This is a genomic window from Bradyrhizobium sp. USDA 4516, from assembly GCF_054055915.1.
The window spans coordinates 3,996,299-4,012,684 of sequence record NZ_JBSRXT010000001.1 but is presented as its reverse complement, the minus strand read 5'-3'; the positions used below and the strand labels follow the sequence as shown (position 1 = coordinate 4,012,684).

The window sequence follows — 16,386 nt, the reverse complement described above, 5'->3', positions numbered from 1 at the left end:
GGGCAGGATTGCACCTTGCCCCGCCGCGATGGTGGACGGAACGTCGACGCCGCTACGCCGCGGCCGCCTTTTTCGGCGTGAAGCGACCGTAGAATGTCTCGCCTTTAGCGGCCATTTCGATCAAGAGCCTTGGCGGCGTAAAGCGCGAACCGAACTTCTTCTCCAGCTTCAGGCACAGCTCGACGAACTTTTTCGTACCCATGAAGTCGATGTAGGACAGCGTGCCCCCAGTGAACGGCGGGAATCCGAATCCGAGAATCGAGCCGACGTCGGCCTCTCGCGGATCGGTGATGACGCCATCCTCCACGGTGCGCGCCGCTTCCACAGCCTGGACCACGAGAAACCGCTGCTTCAACTCCTCGACGTCGAGCGTATCTGGATCGAGCAGCTTGGGCTGCAGCACGGTCAACTCCGGCCATAGCTTCTTCTGTCCCTTGCCCTTCTCTGGGTAGTCATAAAAGCCTTTCCCATTCTTCCGGCCGAGGCGTCCGCGCTTTTCCACCATTTCGACCAGCAACTTCATATGATGCTGATTGACCGCCTGAGTGCCGACATCGGCTTCGGTGGCCCTCAATATCTTCAGTCCCAGGTCGAGAGCGGTTTCATCATTGAGCGCGAGCGGCCCGACCGGCATGCCGGCCATCTTGGCGACGTTCTCGATCATCGCGGGCGGCACGCCTTCTAGCAGCATCTCGTAGCCTTCGAAGAGGAAGAGCATCACGCAACGGTTGGCGTAGAAGCCACGCGAGTCGTTGACGACAATCGGCGTTTTCTTGATCTGCCGCACGTAGTCGAGGGCGGTGGCCAGCGCGACATCTCCGGTGTCTTTGCCGACGATGATCTCCGACAGCATCATCTTTTCGACCGGAGAGAAGAAGTGAATCCCGATGAACTTCGACGGATCCCTAAACTCCTCGGCCAGCGAATTGATCGGCAGCGTTGAGGTGTTGCTCGCAAAGATCGCACCTTCCTTCAGAAGAGGCTGCGCCTTGGCGTAGGTCTCTGCCTTGACATTCCGATCCTCGAACACCGCTTCGATCACCAGGTCGCAATCGCTTATCGCATTGTAATCTGCGGTGGCGGTAATCCGCGAAAGGATTGCGTCGCCGTCCGCTCGATCCATGCGCCCCTTGGAAACCGCCGCATCGACGCTCGCCTGGGCGTGGCCCTTGCCCTTGTCCGCCGCTGCCTGGTCGCGATCGATCAGCACCACATCGATGCCGGCCTGAGCGGAAATATAGCCAACGCCGGCGCCCATGAAACCAGCGCCGATGACTGCAAGCCTCCTCACTTTTGTCGGCGGCATGTTCTGCGGACGGCGCGCGCCCTTATTCAGATCCTGCATCGATATGAAGAGAGAGCGGATCATCGCCGCCGCTTCCTTCGAACGTAGAATCTTGGCGAAGTGCCGCGATTCAACGCGCAACGCCGTATCCATCGGTAACTGCAGGCCTTCGTAAACGCACTGCAGGATTGCCCGTGCGCCCGGATAATTATCGTAAGTCTCCTTGCGCAGGATCGCGGTCGCCGGCTGGAAGAATTGCAATCCCGTTTTCGAGTAGACCGTACCACCGGGCAACTTGAAATCCTTCTGATCCCAAGGTGCCACCGCCTTGCCGCCGGCTTTGATCCAGTCCTTGGCTTTCTGAACCAGATCCCCGGCAGACACCACTTCTCCGATGATTCCGCGGGCTTGCGCCTTCTTGACATCGATCGCCTCGCCCTTGAACAGCATCTGCACGGCATCCATGGTCGGCATCAAACGCGGCAGCCGCTGCGTGCCGCCGGCGCCTGGGAAAATTCCAATCTTGACCTCAGGCAGCCCGATGCGAGTTTTCGGATTGTCGGAGGCGATGCGGTGGTGACAGGCAAGCGCCAGTTCGAAGCCGCCGCCGAGCGCCGTTCCATTGATCGCGGCAACCCATGGCTTACCGCCAACCTCGATATTTCGGAACGATTGCGACAATTTGCGCGCCTCGCCGAGCATGTATTTGTTCGCTGCTTCCTCGCCTTGCGACTTCAGCATCTCCGCGTGATTGCGGTTCATCGCTTCGAGCATCGTCAAATCCGCGCCGGCGCAGAATGCGTCCTTGCCGGATGTGATGACGACGCCCTTCACCGCAGCGTCCGACGTCAGTTGCTCGATGATTGCGCTGAGCTCGGTTCCCGATGTCTCATCGATGACGTTCATCGACTTTCCGGGAATATCCCACGTCACCAGCGCAATGCCGTCGACGTCGGTCTCGATCCTGAAATTCTTGTAGGCCATATGATCGTTCCAATTTCCTGTCGTCGTCCAGAGGTAACCTCGCTTCTCGCGAGGCATCCAGAGGATGTCGTGATTGAAATTCTCGATTGGGTCGCCTCCCGTTACGGGGACGATGAAGTTCAGACCCGTTCGATGATGGTCGCGGTGCCCATGCCGCCGCCGATGCACAGCGTCACGAGCGCGGTGGATTTGTTGGTACGCTCGAGTTCGTCGAGGACCGTGCCAAGAATCATCGCACCGGTCGCGCCGAGCGGGTGGCCCATTGCAATCGCGCCGCCGTTGACGTTGATCTTGTCCCTGTCGATTTGGAACGCCTGCATTAATCGCAGGACCACCGAGGCAAATGCCTCGTTCAGTTCGACTAGGTCGATGTCCGACAGTTTCATGCCGGAACGATCGAGCACTTTCCTGGTAACGTCAACCGGACCGGTTAGCATCATCGCAGGTTCGGAGCCGACATTCACGAACGCTCGAATCTTTGCACGAGGCTTGAGGTCGTACTTTTTTCCAGCATCCTTGCTACCGAGAAGAACGGCTCCCGCGCCGTCGACAATACCCGACGAGTTGCCTGCATGGTGCACGTAGTTGATAGCTTCGACTTCCGGATGCGCCTGAACTGCGACAGCGTCGAAGCCGCCCATCGCACCCATCGCGGCGAATGATGGCTGCAGCTGGCCAAGCGATTGCATTGTCGTGCCTGGGCGAATGTGCTCGTCCTTCGCGAGAATCGTGATGCCGTTGACGTCCTTCACCGGCACGACCGATTTCTTGAACCGACCTTCGTCCCAGGCCCGGGCCGCCCGCTCCTGGCTCTGAACGGCATAGGTGTCGACATCGTCGCGCGAAAAGCCGTATTTGGTAGCAATCAAATCTGCGGCGACGCCCTGAGGCATGAAATAGCTCGGCACCGCCATCGAAGGGTCCGTCGGCCATGCCGAACCGGAGGACATGATCCCGACGCGGCTCATGGATTCCGCGCCGCCGCCGATGGTCAATTCGTGCTGCCCCGACATGATCTGCGCCGCGGCAATATTCACGGCGTCGAGGCCCGATGCGCAGAAGCGGTTGACCTGAATGCCCGGCACTGACTTGTCGAAGCCGGCCTTCAGCGCAGCAAATCGCGCAATGTCGCCCCCCGCCTCGCCGATCGGATCAACAACGCCGAGCACGACGTCATCAACGCTGTCAGGCGCCAGATCGTTGCGCTCCTTCAGCGCCTGCAACGGCACAGCCGCCAGCGCGAGGGCCGTCACTTCATGGAGCGAGCCGTCGGACTTTCCCTTGCCGCGCGGCGTTCGAACGTGGTCGTAGATATATGCCTCAGGCATGTCTGGCCTCTCCTGCCTTGTTCACCTCCCTGGTTCGGGAGGAATTGTCCCATCTCAATCAAGCGGTCTTGAGTCTCCGCGAGAGCGCGGCTGACACGACAATTCTCGTCCAGCTCAAGTAGACGTCCTAAACCCACCAGCATTGCTTTCGTATATCGACTTGTTTTTTACAAGTTGATATACGACGAATTTCGGTCCGGCCGTATACCTCTCTCTCGATACCACAGGTCTGATCTTCGTTCAGTGTTCAGCGGGTGCGCGACGACCTTACGTCGGCGCACCACGGCTCAGCTCAGTGCGCAAGTCTGCCAGGAAGCGCCACCATGTGGGTGGCGGAGCCCGCTCTCGTTCCTTCTCACTCAGACGAAGCGTCAAGTACTTCCCCGAAAAGCTCCCACGCGGTGCCACTCCAGCGTTGCAGCCTCATTTGCGTGTAGTTCATGTTGATCTTATCGCTTGTGTTGACGCTGATGCCGGGCAACAACGTCGGCAGCATCACATTCTTCAGGCTCTTCGCCTGCCTGATGACGTTCTCCCGCGAGAGATCGCTCCCGCATTGCTTGATCAGGTGTTCGAGCAGCACTGCTTGCGCATACCCGTACAGGATATTGGTGTCGGCGATATCCGCGCCTGACATGTACTTGTCCAGGAAAGTCCGATAGCTCTTCATCCCCGGATCGTCGGCCCACTGGGTGTCGGTCGGATCCATGATGTTCTGGCCGACGATCACCCCGACTGCCTTTTCCAGGCCGACCGGCTTCAGGACCGCGCTGACCGAACTCGACGGGTAATTCAGCACGATCGTCGGCTTCCAGCCGATCTCGGCGGCCTTCCGAATGGCTTGCGCGGCGAATTTCGGCGTTGCCGCCACCAGCAGCGCGTCGGCTCCTGAACTCTTCAGGTTTAAGATTTGAGAATCCACGGTTGGATCACTCACCTCATATGAGACCGCAACAACCTTCGCTTCGAAGGCGTCTTTCAAGATCACCTTGAAGGCGTTGACGTAATCTTTGCCGAGATCGTCGTTCTGATAGAGGATGCCGTACTTGGCGTTCGGCATCGTCTTGGTCAAAAACTTCGCGTAGATTTTCCCCTCAGTATCGTAGCTGACGATGCTCGTCGTGGTCAGCGGATAATCCGCAACATTGGTGAACTTGTTAGCCCCGGTGATGATACCGATGCTCGGTATGCGCTTCGACATCAGATACTTTGCTACCGCAGTGTTCCCCGGGGTACCGAGCTGACCAAAAATAAAGGCGACCTCGTCGCCTTCGACGAGCTTGCGCACCTGCTCCACCGCTTTGGGCGGGCTGTACGCATCGTCGTGGGCAATGTAGTTAATTTTCCGGCCGTTAATGCCACCGCGGTCGTTGATCGATTGGACATAGGCAAGAATGACTTGGCCAATGACGCCGTACGGCGAGGCAGGTCCGCTGAACGGAAAGACTCCGCCAATCTTGACCTCAGACGGCGTCACTCCCGGTGCATCGGCGGCATACGCTGCGGGTCCGACCGACATCAGCATCAAGGCAATAGCTGGCCTCAAGATCTTAAACATGACCCTACTCCATGAATGCGAAACGACATGTGGTCAGAAATCCCACGCTGCTTCGTGAAACTTGGCTTCGTCGACTAGGACGCGCGGCGTATACGCGTCGACGATGGGAGCCGTTCGCGGACCATCTCCCGAACCAGGTCCTTGCGTACCTTGCCAAAGCTGTTGCGCGGCAACGCGTCAAGGCAGACCACTTCACGCGGCCGCTTGTAGCTCGCGAGGGAGGCGCAGCTCCTTACGATGTCGTCCAGATCCACGGGTGCATCGGTCGCCTTAACGATTGCGGCGACGACAACTTCGCCCCATTTCTCGTCGGGAACTCCGATAACCGCGGCTTCCCGGACGGACGGATGGTTGATCAACGCCAGTTCGACTTCGGCGCAATAGACATTCTCACCGCCGGAGATGATCATGTCCTTCTTGCGGTCCTTGATGGCGAGGTATCCGTCCTCGTCGAGGACACCGACATCGCCGCTGCGGTACCACTCCTGCCCATTCAAATTGATGATCGCTTCCCGCGTCGCTTGCTCGTTGTCGAGATATCGCGAGAACGCCGTCGGTCCGCTGATGAGAATCTCTCCGGTCTCTCCATGGGGAAGAACACCGCGCTTGTCGTCGTAGACGACGATCTGCGTCGCGGGTGCCGCGAGCCCGGCACTGCCTGGCTTCTTCGACAGCATCGCGGGAGGACAGGTCGAAACGAACAGCATTTCCGTGATGCCGTAAGTGTTTATGACGCCATTTGGCAGTTCGAATCGCTTTGTGATTTGTTCCGCAAGTGCCGGCGGCAGCGGCGCCGACGCCGAAAGCCAGTTGACGAGATGAGGTAACGGCTTCGTTTCAGTGGCTATTTCGCGCAGCAATTGCCAGGCCATGGTGGGAACGATGAAGGCCGTGTTGATCTCGAGCTTCTCGAGATACTCCAACGTTTGTGACGCGCTGAGCTTTTTGAACAGGAACTGCGTGCCACCGCACATCACAACAGGGAGCGCTACGTTTTCCATCGCTCCTCGATGAAAGAGGGGAGCGACTCCCAGGACTCTGATAGGTTCCGAAATCCGAATGCACCAGGCGCCGAGCATCGCGGCAGCGAGGGCTGATCGGTGCTTCACCACCGCTCCCTTCGGCCGGCCCGTTGTGCCCGAGGTGAACCAGATGCCGCTATCTGCCTCCGAGCTTACGATCGGGAAGGAAGGGATGTCTTCGGTGCTGCCGCTCAGCAGATCATCGAAGCGAAGCTGATCGGGCCGCACGCCGTTGCCGCACACGACCAGCAGGATGGGGAGGGTAGAGGTCGCGACGGCCTCCGACGCCAGTCCGGCGAGTTCTTCGTCAACGATGAGCGCTTTACACTTGGCTGCCGAGAGCTGGTACGCGAGTTCTTCGGCCGTCAGCCGAAAATTCAGAGAAACGGTCAGCGCACCGAGCCGCGCGATCGAAAAGTAAGAGAGAAGCAGCTCACGCTGATTCCACAACAAATACGCAACCCTGTCGCCTGCTCCGACGCCGAGCCGCTGAAGTCCCGCAGCAAGGCGGTCGACGGTCTGATCGAACTCGCGGTAGGTCAGCGACCCCGCCTCATCGACGACAGCGTCCCTTTGCGGCATCGCGCAGGCCGTCGCTCGGAGAACATCCGAAATAGAAATGGCTCGATCCAGCACCATGACCTCCCCTTGATTCGTTCTGGCAGCTTGTGCTGCTCTTAGAGCTTTGCGACCTCGCCTACCGTGGCGGCTCTGGCTGCCACTTCACCCAGTGGAAGAACGACCTGCACTGCCGGCACCGAAACAAGACCTCGGAGACGCTCCCACCGAAGGGCGATTCGATGTCGACGACATCAATGCCACAGTGCGGACAGACGACCTTGCTGGCATCCACCGGCAAGTCGAAGGTTGGCTCGCTTCGATTCACGGCATCGCCAATTCGCGATTCTTAAAACGGATCTTCTCGAACAGGTTCTCCGGGATACCAGGAACGCCGTTGCGGCGGATGGACGGCTGCCACGACTTTGCCGGGACTGCTATTCCGTCCTGAACATCGAAGGTTGCGCCGACCGCCTTGAGAAAGCGGTCGCGAAGGTCCGAGTCCGACGTATCCCGATAGCCGGTCGAGAAAACTACATCCGGCTGGTCCGCGTCGCCCCACCAATCCAGAGCGTCGGCCAGGCGGCGACGGGCGTCTTCGTCGACCGTGGTCGCCGGATCTTTGCGTAGCGCCTTGATCCAGCCCACCGAATAGCTGAGATGAAAGCGCGATTCCTTCAGGATCTTGTCAGCGAGACGCGCCAGGGTTCTGTCGGCCAGGCTCGATCTGTAGGCGCTCAGTTGCGTGGAAATTGTCTGCTCGGCCATGAATATCGTCGCGATAAAGTCGGACCATGATTGCGGCGGCCGATCGAGCACCTTCGGTGAGCGGATATCCTTCGCGCCACGCGTCCACTCCACCTCCTCGAGGGTCACGCCGAAGCGCCCGAGATGCTGATAAAGCGCGCGGGCATGCCCATATTGTCCCTGCATCATCGCGCAGATGGACGTGAAGTCCGAGATGGAGCGCCCGTTCTGCAACACCATCATGTACCAGCCGGCGAGCACCAGTTTGGCATCCGCGATGCAATACAACTCGTCCCGCAGGCACCGGTCTGCATCTGAAAGCTCTTCGATTGAATTGATGACGGCCATCACACCACCTTCACCTTCGATTTGCTGCCGCGTTCGGTAATCGTAACGATTGCCGACAGCGGAACGATGCACATCTCCCGCCAGGAATGGTGGTCGTAGACAAACCAGGCGCGCGCCTCCGCCAGTTCTTCGTTGGGGGCTTCGACCGAACCGATATGAGTGAGCGGTTCTGCGGAATCTCGGCGCGCAAATACCTCGTAGAATTCGGGCTTGTCGCCGCCCAACTCTAATTGTCTGTCGATAACCTTCTTCATCATCGCACCCCTAGACCTGTATTCCAAAGCGGCGCATCAGTTGTCGGGCATTGGGCTCAATGGATTGAGTGGTCCAATCGTGATGCCAGCCCTCGAGGACATTGACCTCGCTGACCCCCTTCAGGCCGCCCACTGCGTCCTTGACCGATTGCTTCAACATCGAGACGCCGGGACAGGCCAGGCATGGAATCGCGAGCTCGACATTGACGACGCCCGTTTCCGATACCGTGACTGCCCGTAACATCCCCATGCTCTCGATGCTGACCGGGATATGCGGGTCATTCACCGCAAGGAGCGCCTCCCGAACGGCCTGCTCCGTCACCACAGGTCCTGCCCCCACAGCTCGACCTGCATCCGGCTCAGGCCCGGCAGCTTCAACGGGCCGCCCTTCTTCCACTGCGCCAGCTTCTCAGGCCACGTTACCGTACGAAAATCCCACTTCAGGGTTTCCAGATTCAGCAGGATCGGCATTTGGTAATCGAGGACGTAAATGCCCCTTTCGCGATCGAAGTGAGCCGGGACCTTCAAACCAACCTGCTCGCAGAAAGGAACGAGGCGCTGCAGCCAAATCTGCCTCAGTTGATCGTTGCTGCTCCCGCGTATCTTGTAATGGAGCTGGTCAGTCCTCGACTTGACGTCGTCCGTCGCACCGAACCACTCGGCACCCAGCGGAAACCAGAAATCCATACGTTCCTGGACCCGCTTCCGTATCTCAGGGCCCTGCTGCATGTAGTGGCGGATCATGTACTCGCCGCGCTTGACGTGGAAGTTTTCTTCGAAGTTCACCTTCCGCAGCGATCGGCTATACGGCCCGAATGAGCAATTCTCCTCGAGATCGCGCGTCGTGATATATCCCGCCTGATCGCCGACAAGGTGGCCCAACCCCACGTCGATTGGACTCAAATTCCCAAACTCGAGCAGAAAGAACGTCTTGAAGTTCTTGGGATCACGCTCGAACACCTGGTGATAGGAGTCGAAGCCGAAATCCTCGAGCATGCGGAACATCACTTGGGCATGTCCCATCTCGTCTTGCAGGGCAGACGCGACGGCAATGCGATCGTTGATGCTGGGCGCAAACGCTATGGCATCGTAGTCGAGAGGCAACGTCATGATTTCCAGATCGGCGGCGATCGCCATGGTTGCGACCAGCACGTCACGATAGCGGGGCGTCATCTCGTCGATATCTTCCAGTGTCGCACCAGCCTTAATTCGGGTCTGCAGGGCGACCTCAGTTGCCTCTTCGGTGTTTTCACGCGCGAGTGCCGCTTGAGCCATGGTCGAACCTTCCGTCGTTACAATTCGTTGACTGGTTGTTCTTAGTCCTGAAGATTGCCGCGCAAGACATCGATAACGGAGGGACCGTCATCAGCCTCAATGTCTCTCGGCGCCTCCGACGCGATTTGAAGACCGGTAAGCACGACAGCCTTCAGCGTACGAACCAGACGATGAACATCAATGCGGAGATTTTGACGGAGGCACTCAAGCATGATGCCATCTCCGGTCGAGATCAGGAGCCGAGCCATATCATTGCTGCTCAGATCGGAGCGAAACGCTCCAGAAGCCTGCCCCAACTCCAGGACGTTTCGCACTTCTCGTGCGATCCGGTTGTAGCCAGCCTTTACCCTGCGCGCCGCCTCGGATTCAGTTCCGGCCATCTCTATCGAAACGACGATCGGCAGCAACATCGATCCCGGATGCTCAAGGGCGATCCTGCCTGCCCTCTCCAGGTATTTCGTCATGCGCTCGACGGGCGAAAGGCCTTGGTCTTGCAGGATCTGAAGGTACGGCTCCATGACGTTGGCTTGCACGCGATTGAGCAGTTCAAGGAGAACGCCTTCCTTGGTGCCGTAATAGAAGTAGACACTGCCCTTGGTCAGGTCCGCGAGCTGCCCGATCTGCTCCGTCGTCGTACCATTGTAGCCCTGGGTCACGAAAAGAAACTCGGCGGCAGCCAACACTGCCGACATGCTCAACTCGCGATGTTCGGAATTTGTCAGTCGTTTCTTGCGCTTTTTCATGCGCTCGAACGTATTATCACTGGACTCGCGAGGTAAAGCCTCGTGCAAGCCTAATGCACCGCTAGCCGAACAACGGATCAGTTCACCAAAGCCCTGGTTTGCATCGAACCCTTCCGACGTTGCGGCAGAAATACTCATGCTCATGGCCCGGCGAAGTCTTCTTCGAAGCGGCTAGCAGTTGACATTGACTGTCATTTACAATTAACTTACTGACCAGTCAATAACTTTCTTTGAACGCAGGAGAGAGAGTATTTTTGTCTTGGAAACCAATGAGATACACGAAGGCAGCGGCTCAGATCGGCAGCCGTTAGGCGTCAAACTGAGCCAACCAGATCGACCGACCAGGAAGAAGGGACCAGAGATGACCAAGCAGATTGAATTCTATTTCGACTTCGGTAGCCCCTACAGCTACCTCGCACAGACTCAGCTCAAGAAGCTGGCGGCAGACGCGCAGGCCACCATCGTCTACATGCCGATCAACGTGCTGGATTTGATGAAGGCAACCGGCAACACCCCGACAACGATCGAGTGCAAGGCAAAGAGGAAATACGCGAAGAGCGATCTGCAACGCTGGGTCAAAAAGTACGGCGTCGGCTGGGAGCCCAACCAGCACTTCCGACACATCGACCTCAACTTCCTGCTTCGCGGAGCCATCGCTGCGATCAAGCTCGGGGTGGGTACCGAGTTCGTCTCGGAGGTATTCGCTGGCCTCTACGCTCAGGTGCTTGATCTGGGCAACGTCGAAATCTTCAAGGACTTCCTGAAGAAGAACGGGCTCCCTGCGGATCGCATCCTCGAACTGATGGCTCAGGAGGAGATTTCCGAGGAACTGAAGGCCCGCAACAAGGCAGCCGAAGACGCCGGCCTGTTTGGTACGCCGACCTTTCGGATTGAAGAGGAACTCTATTTCGGAAACGATCGGCTCCCATTCGTCGAAGCAGCAGCAAAAGCGCAGGCATGATCATGACAAAGCCAGTTTGTGTTATTACCGGCGTCGGCCCCGGCACAGGCAGCGCACTCGCGCGTCGCTTCTCTCGCGGCGACTATCACGTCGCTCTCATTGCGCGCTCCGAGAAGCGCATTCCGAAGCTGCAAGCTGAGCTGCCGGACGCCTCCGCCCACATCTGCGATGTCACGCAAGAGGACCAGGTCAGCGAAACAATCGCCAAGATCACACGTGACCACGGCGCACCCGCGATCGCCATCCACAATGCCGTAGGTGGAACGTTCGGAAATTTTCTGGAAGTGGATCCCGCGGCACTCGAGACGAACATCAAGGTCAACACCATGGGACTTCTTTATCTCGCCAGAGCGGTCGCTCCAGCGATGATCAAAGCGCAAAGCGGTGCCATCATTGCGACCGGCAACACCTCGGCCTATCGCGGGGTCGAGAGCTACGCCGCATTTGCTCCGTCCAAAGCAGCAGAACGTATCCTTGCCGAATCGATGGCGCGGCATCTGGGCCCGAAGGGCGTCCATGTTGCCTTTCTGATGATCGACGCAATCATCAACGTGCCATGGGCTCGCAAGATGTTCCACGACAAGCCGGAAGAGTTCTTCGCTCAGCCGACAACAATCGCTGATGAAATCTGGCACATATGCCATCAGCCTCGCTCAGCATGGTCGTTCAACTACGAACTCCGGCCTTATGGCGAGAAGTGGTGACCCGTTCGATCGCATACCTCAATCGATCGTCGACCTGAGAAGCCGGACGGTCGCCTTACTGGTCGACCCGTCCGGCTCTTGAAGCGCCCTTAGCCGGTTTCTTCAAACCACTGAGAAACGTTTGCCTGAAGCACCTGCTTGGCAGAGCTCGGTGACCTCGCCGAGCGGCCAGTTTCGGATCCAGCGGATCCGACGTTAACCGCAATCTGACCAAGAGCGAGAGAATCATGACGCGACAGAGTCCAATCTTGATCACCGGCGCCGGCGGAGAAGTTGGATCGGTGAGCAAAACGATCGTCCACATGCTGGTGGAGAAGCAATATCCTGTCCGTGCCTTTGTCAAAAGGGACGACGACCGGGCCGAAGCGCTTCGGAAAGCCGGTGCAGACGTATTTGTCGGGAATCTTCTCGACCTCGCCGACGTGGTCGCAGCAGTGAACGGCTGTCGGCGAATCTATTTCAGCATGAGCTTGAATCCCTACTACACCGACGCGACCGTCCTGATGGCCGCCGCAGCGCTGGAGCAAGGCGGCAACGAGGTGTTTGTGAACATCTCGGAGTACGAGCAGTGCTACATGACTTTCGACAGAATGTCGGCCTTACACGATGCAAGACGCGCCTGGCTCGGCGGATTGGTCGGCGATTGGTCGCGGCAACAAAGGGCTCACTGGGCCTCAGAGCGGGCGCTGAAATGGTCAGGCCTGCCGGTTGTGAACGTTCAGGCGACGATGTTCGTCGAGAATCCGATCCTTTCATGGTTTCCTCTGAAGCAATTGCTCGGTGCGAATGAGCTGCACCTGCCGTTTGGATCACAGAAGGTTGCGCCCATCGCCGGTTATGATGTTGCAGAAGTATGCGCGACGATTTTGATGGATCCCGCGGCGCATATTTCGAAGTCTTATGCGTTGACCGGCCCGACGTTGAAAGACATGCACGGGGTTGCAGAGGACTATGCCGCAGTGCTGGGCCGGCGTATTTCATACGTTCCTCAGGAGGCGGACGCCTGGATCGAGACCTACGTCAACAGCGCCTATGCGTCCCGGAATCCGCATGTCGCGAGTCACATAAGGACGCTCGTCCACATGGTCGCTGGCGGGCGCTACGACGTCGTTGACGACCAGCTCGAGCGATTGCTTAGGCGTACGCCGAAGGACATACAGTGGGCGTTGAAGCGATCACCTCGCATCCGCGAAGCTCTACGGAACGTATGAATCGAAAAGGACGCGTTGCCGAGCGGGGAAGGGGAGCAGCTTGATCGAAGCTGGTGCGCAGGCGCTGATGGAAATCAATGGGAATTTCCACGGGCCGCGCTTTGTGCTCGAATTACAACCCCAAGCCAGGGGATATTGGTCCTCCGGCAATTGTATTTGGATCCGCGCGGCGTCGAAGGGTCCTAAAAAAAGAGGCCCGAGATCGGAGATCCCGGACCAGTCTGGGAGGCTCGGGCGCCCAGCGTCACAGCGCAATCCAAAGAACGAGCTGAAAGATGACAGCGAAAGGCAATCCGAACGCCAGAGCGAGAAGCTGACCTTCTCTGATCTCATCGACGCTCGGATCAGAAAAGAATTCGATCGCGAATAGACCACATTCCATGAGCCGCCCCGATTCTCCTGAACAACAATTTTGCCTGCGCTTGTCCTTTCTCAGCCCTCAACTTTGAAGGTGAGCCCGGCATTTCGAACAAGCCGAGGTATCAGCTTCTCGCCCATCGCCGCGCCGGGCGTCCAAATGCCCGCAGCAACGTCGCTCGCATCCTGCAGGAGGCAGATCGCGCATTCTGTGATCATTTTTGACGTCGATCCGTAGCCTGGGTCCCTGTCACCTCGAACCGCGACAGAGATCTTGCCGCGATCCTTGCTGCTGCCGATGAACAGGATGTCGTAACAACCGGCTTCACGCTCCGCCTTCGATGGGCCCTCACCTGGCTTCGGACTGCCTTCGCCACCGAACGACCTGTTGTCCTCCACAATCTTGGCGGCCGCAGCCTCTCCCTGCTTGCCGGTGCCCGCCACGATCATCTCGTCGTAAACGAAGTCCGTCCCGTAAGGATGCCCCATGAGCGCGTTGGATCGATGGACGTTGCGCGTGTTGATCGGCGACATGATGAAGGGTGCCACCCAGGCATTTATGTCCTCGTCAAACTCGATCTTCATTCCGTGCGGCTGCTTTGGACCGGCAAAGCCGGGCGTCAGAAGGAACGGATCCTTGAGCTGATCGAGCACCTTCGGATCGCTCATCGCCGCGGCCATCGTCGCTCGTGAACTGGCTGCAGTTCCGCCCGAGAAGGTCCCCTTCATCACCCGCACCCGGCCTTTGACGCGCTCGGCCGGCTCTCCCCAGGCCTTCCTGGCGGCGCCCTGCAGGAAGAACACGCCGAGTTCAAACGGCACGGAATCGAAGCCGCACGAGAAAATGATGCGCGCCCCACTCGATCGGGCCTCATTCTCATGAGCGTCGATCATGCTCCTCATCCAGACAGTCTCGCCACTCAAGTCGAGATAGTCCGTGCCTGCGCGGGCGCATGCCGCCACCAATTTCGATCCAAAAAGCTGGAAGGGTCCGACCGTAGAGATCACGGCGCGTGTTGTCCGAACCAGCGCCTGCAGCGACGCTTCGTCGTCCGAGTCAGCCTTGATCAGCAATGTATCGTCAGGCGCGCCGATCTCGGCGCGGACAGCAGCAAGCTTCTCGAGGTCGCGGCCTGCCATTCCCCATTTGATTTTGTTTCCGTATTTCGAGGCGACATATTCGGCCACCAGACGCCCGGTGAAGCCGCTGGCGCCAAAGACAATCAGATCGCAGGCGCTATCGCGTACCATGTTCTCGCTCCATCAGCGCTCGGAAAGATGCCTCACCCACAGCCGCGAAACTCGCGGCTCTCGAAAAATCAGCTCACCCCAGTCGATAAGGCTGAACGCTTGTTTTTCCTGATCTTTCTCGGGATCCTAAAAACATTCTGACTATACAGTATGTTTATTATGTGTAAAGTGTCGGTCGCGTCGCGGCTGCCATCTTTCACGTTTGGATTGTCTCCATCGGCATGGCACGCGGCGCTCGCGGCCAAGATTCGGGCGCCGCCCTTCAACAGAACATCAAGGTCCTCAAAATGGTCAGTTTGAAAAGCATGTTCGATCTCTCTGGAAAGAAGGCCCTCGTGACCGGAGGCTCCCGGGGTCTTGGGCTTCAAATCGCTGAGGCCCTGGGCGAGCAGGGAGCGGAAGTCGTATTGTCGTCCCGCAAGGCTTCGGATCTTGAAAGGGCGCAGGAGCTTCTAGCCGGCCGCGGAATCTCCGCACAATGGATCGCAGCGGACAACTCCAGGGACGACGACATCTCACGCCTCGTCGACGATGCGCTTGGCAAGCTCGGGCGAATTGACATTCTCGTCAACAACGCGGGAGCGACATGGGGGGCTCCGACCGAAGATCACCCGATCGAGGCGTGGGACAAGGTCATGAACCTCAACATCCGCTCCCTCTTCCTCCTTAGCCAGCAGGTCGGAAAACGCTCGATGATCCCGAACCGATATGGGCGGATCATCAATCTGGCGTCGATCGCCGGCCTTTTCGGCAGCACGAGCACGACTCAAACGATCGCCTACAACACGAGCAAGGGCGCCGTGGTCAACTTCACCAGAACACTCGCCGGCGGCTGGGGGCGCTACGGCATAACAGTGAACGCGTTGGCGCCGGGCATGTTTCCTTCGAAGATGACCAAGGGCACGATCGAGCAGGTCGGCATGGAGAAGCTGACGGCAGGCGTACCTCTTCAGCGCATCGGCGACGAAGACGATCTGAAGGGCGCCGCCGTGTTGTTCGCCAGCAATGCCGGCAAGCACATCACCGGTCAGATCCTGAGCGTGGACGGCGGACTGACGGCCGTACTGTCCTCATCCTAATGGCTCCTATCGGTCCTGAAGGACCAAGCTTCTTCATCGAGTCGCAGCATTCAGCACAGCTCCTGCGCCATCGATGAGATGCTCTACGAGTTGCTGGCTCGAGCCCTTTCTCGGGCCTCACCGCGCCGTTCGCGGCGACGCTTCGCCCTTTGAGCAAGTTGGGGGAGAGGCGGCACCGGTCCGTCGGCATTTTCGACGGCCGTAACCGCTTGCACCGAATCCGGTCCAGGCCGGGCCTCCATCAACGCCAAGACCGAGCGCCCCCGCACCGTGATTTTCCAACCACCGTTTCCCGCGTCACTAGGCGTTGCGAGAAGATATCGAGATCCGGCATGCGCGCGGCCAGCCGCTTGGTGCGCTCGGCCCAATCCGAGCCGCTGGTTGCGAGGATCGCCATATCCCGCTTCAAGTCGGCCATCCTGGCTAACCCATCCGGGTAGCTCACCAGTATCTTCAGGACCGTGACCTGAAAGTTCACCCCTCGCCCACCTGCCGCTCGCGCCACATTGTCGGGGCTTGCAGGAGAGCCTTTCTGCCGACCTGGATAAGCGCCTCGATAGACGTCTCGCCGTTGCCGACCGCCTCGATGATCTTGCATGTCACGTGCGCGCGCGCACCTGCTTCGCCTTCCGAAAGGTCTCCGAGAACCTCTTCAAGGACCTCGCGCAATTGTGCGGTGGCGGCAACGTCGGACATGGCGGGTCCCGGCCCAAAAAGGTTA

General features: G+C 58.6%; 17 protein-coding genes and 1 pseudogene. 5 read left to right on the top strand and 13 right to left on the bottom strand.

Going from position 1 to position 16,386, the window contains the following annotated elements:
- Positions 1–52: 52 nt before the first annotated feature.
- The 10 genes from ACVI1L_RS18580 to ACVI1L_RS18535 form a co-directional block, all read right to left on the bottom strand.
- Positions 53–2,269 (bottom strand): 3-hydroxyacyl-CoA dehydrogenase NAD-binding domain-containing protein, encoded by a 2,217-nt coding sequence (locus tag ACVI1L_RS18580; protein WP_456783467.1) that lies wholly within the window; start codon positions 2,267–2,269, stop codon positions 53–55.
- Between the two features lie 119 nt (positions 2,270–2,388).
- Positions 2,389–3,597 (bottom strand): acetyl-CoA C-acetyltransferase, encoded by a 1,209-nt coding sequence (locus ACVI1L_RS18575; RefSeq protein ID WP_456783466.1) that lies wholly within the window; start codon positions 3,595–3,597, stop codon positions 2,389–2,391.
- Positions 3,598–3,952: 355 nt separating this feature from the next.
- Complete coding sequence (locus ACVI1L_RS18570; RefSeq protein WP_456783465.1) at positions 3,953–5,155, bottom strand: ABC transporter substrate-binding protein; 1,203 nt, start codon at positions 5,153–5,155, stop codon at positions 3,953–3,955.
- Between the two features lie 74 nt (positions 5,156–5,229).
- Positions 5,230–6,816 (bottom strand): class I adenylate-forming enzyme family protein, encoded by a 1,587-nt coding sequence (locus ACVI1L_RS18565; RefSeq protein WP_456783464.1) that lies wholly within the window; start codon positions 6,814–6,816, stop codon positions 5,230–5,232.
- Positions 6,817–6,874: 58 nt separating this feature from the next.
- Entirely contained in the window at positions 6,875–7,063 is a 189-nt protein-coding gene (locus ACVI1L_RS18560) for a PaaD-like zinc ribbon domain-containing protein (RefSeq protein ID WP_456783463.1), read from the bottom strand.
- The gene (locus tag ACVI1L_RS18555; protein ID WP_456783462.1) at positions 7,060–7,830 is read right to left on the bottom strand and encodes a Phenylacetic acid catabolic protein; all 771 of its coding nucleotides are present in this window, start codon (positions 7,828–7,830) and stop codon (positions 7,060–7,062) included. Before ACVI1L_RS18555 ends, ACVI1L_RS18560 begins: the two co-directional genes overlap by 4 nt.
- Entirely contained in the window at positions 7,830–8,084 is a 255-nt protein-coding gene (locus ACVI1L_RS18550; RefSeq protein ID WP_456783461.1) for a phenylacetic acid degradation b, read from the bottom strand. The genes ACVI1L_RS18555 and ACVI1L_RS18550 overlap by 1 nt, the downstream gene beginning before the upstream one ends.
- A gap of 10 nt (positions 8,085–8,094) precedes the next feature.
- A complete protein-coding gene (locus tag ACVI1L_RS18545) occupies positions 8,095–8,406 on the bottom strand; it encodes a metal-sulfur cluster assembly factor (RefSeq protein ID WP_456783460.1) in 312 nt (103 codons plus the stop codon).
- Positions 8,403–9,359, bottom strand: coding sequence for a 1,2-phenylacetyl-CoA epoxidase subunit PaaC (locus tag ACVI1L_RS18540; protein WP_456783459.1), 957 nt, complete (start codon positions 9,357–9,359; stop codon positions 8,403–8,405). The genes ACVI1L_RS18545 and ACVI1L_RS18540 overlap by 4 nt, the downstream gene beginning before the upstream one ends.
- 41 nt (positions 9,360–9,400) lie before the next feature.
- Entirely contained in the window at positions 9,401–10,246 is an 846-nt protein-coding gene (locus ACVI1L_RS18535) for a TetR/AcrR family transcriptional regulator (protein WP_456783458.1), read from the bottom strand.
- Between the two features lie 217 nt (positions 10,247–10,463).
- Between ACVI1L_RS18535 and ACVI1L_RS18530 the strand changes: the two genes are divergently transcribed.
- The 4 genes from ACVI1L_RS18530 (at position 10,464) to ACVI1L_RS18515 (ending at position 13,348) form a co-directional block, all read left to right on the top strand.
- A complete protein-coding gene (locus ACVI1L_RS18530) occupies positions 10,464–11,063 on the top strand; it encodes a DsbA family protein (protein ID WP_456783457.1) in 600 nt (199 codons plus the stop codon).
- Positions 11,060–11,767, top strand: coding sequence for an SDR family NAD(P)-dependent oxidoreductase (locus ACVI1L_RS18525; protein WP_456783456.1), 708 nt, complete (start codon positions 11,060–11,062; stop codon positions 11,765–11,767). Before ACVI1L_RS18530 ends, ACVI1L_RS18525 begins: the two co-directional genes overlap by 4 nt.
- Before the next feature lie 227 nt (positions 11,768–11,994).
- Positions 11,995–12,978: an NAD(P)H-binding protein gene (locus ACVI1L_RS18520; RefSeq protein ID WP_456783455.1), complete on the top strand. Its 984-nt coding sequence runs from the start codon at positions 11,995–11,997 to the stop codon at positions 12,976–12,978.
- 40 nt (positions 12,979–13,018) lie between these two features.
- Positions 13,019–13,348, top strand: a complete 330-nt coding sequence (locus tag ACVI1L_RS18515; RefSeq protein ID WP_456783454.1) for a hypothetical protein — start codon at positions 13,019–13,021, stop codon at positions 13,346–13,348.
- Positions 13,349–13,410: 62 nt separating this feature from the next.
- Here ACVI1L_RS18515 and ACVI1L_RS18510 read toward each other — a convergent pair whose 3' ends face one another.
- Entirely contained in the window at positions 13,411–14,586 is a 1,176-nt protein-coding gene (locus tag ACVI1L_RS18510; RefSeq protein WP_456783453.1) for a saccharopine dehydrogenase family protein, read from the bottom strand.
- A 221-nt stretch (positions 14,587–14,807) separates the two neighbouring features.
- On the opposite strand from ACVI1L_RS18510, the gene ACVI1L_RS18505 reads away from it, so the two are divergent.
- Entirely contained in the window at positions 14,808–15,665 is an 858-nt protein-coding gene (locus ACVI1L_RS18505; RefSeq protein ID WP_456783452.1) for an SDR family oxidoreductase, read from the top strand.
- A gap of 83 nt (positions 15,666–15,748) precedes the next feature.
- Here ACVI1L_RS18505 and ACVI1L_RS18500 read toward each other — a convergent pair.
- Positions 15,749–16,143 (bottom strand): annotated as a pseudogene (locus tag ACVI1L_RS18500) (hypothetical protein).
- A complete protein-coding gene (locus ACVI1L_RS18495; RefSeq protein WP_456783451.1) occupies positions 16,140–16,361 on the bottom strand; it encodes a hypothetical protein in 222 nt (73 codons plus the stop codon). Before ACVI1L_RS18495 ends, ACVI1L_RS18500 begins: the two are co-directional and overlap by 4 nt.
- Between the last annotated feature and the right edge of the window lie 25 nt (positions 16,362–16,386).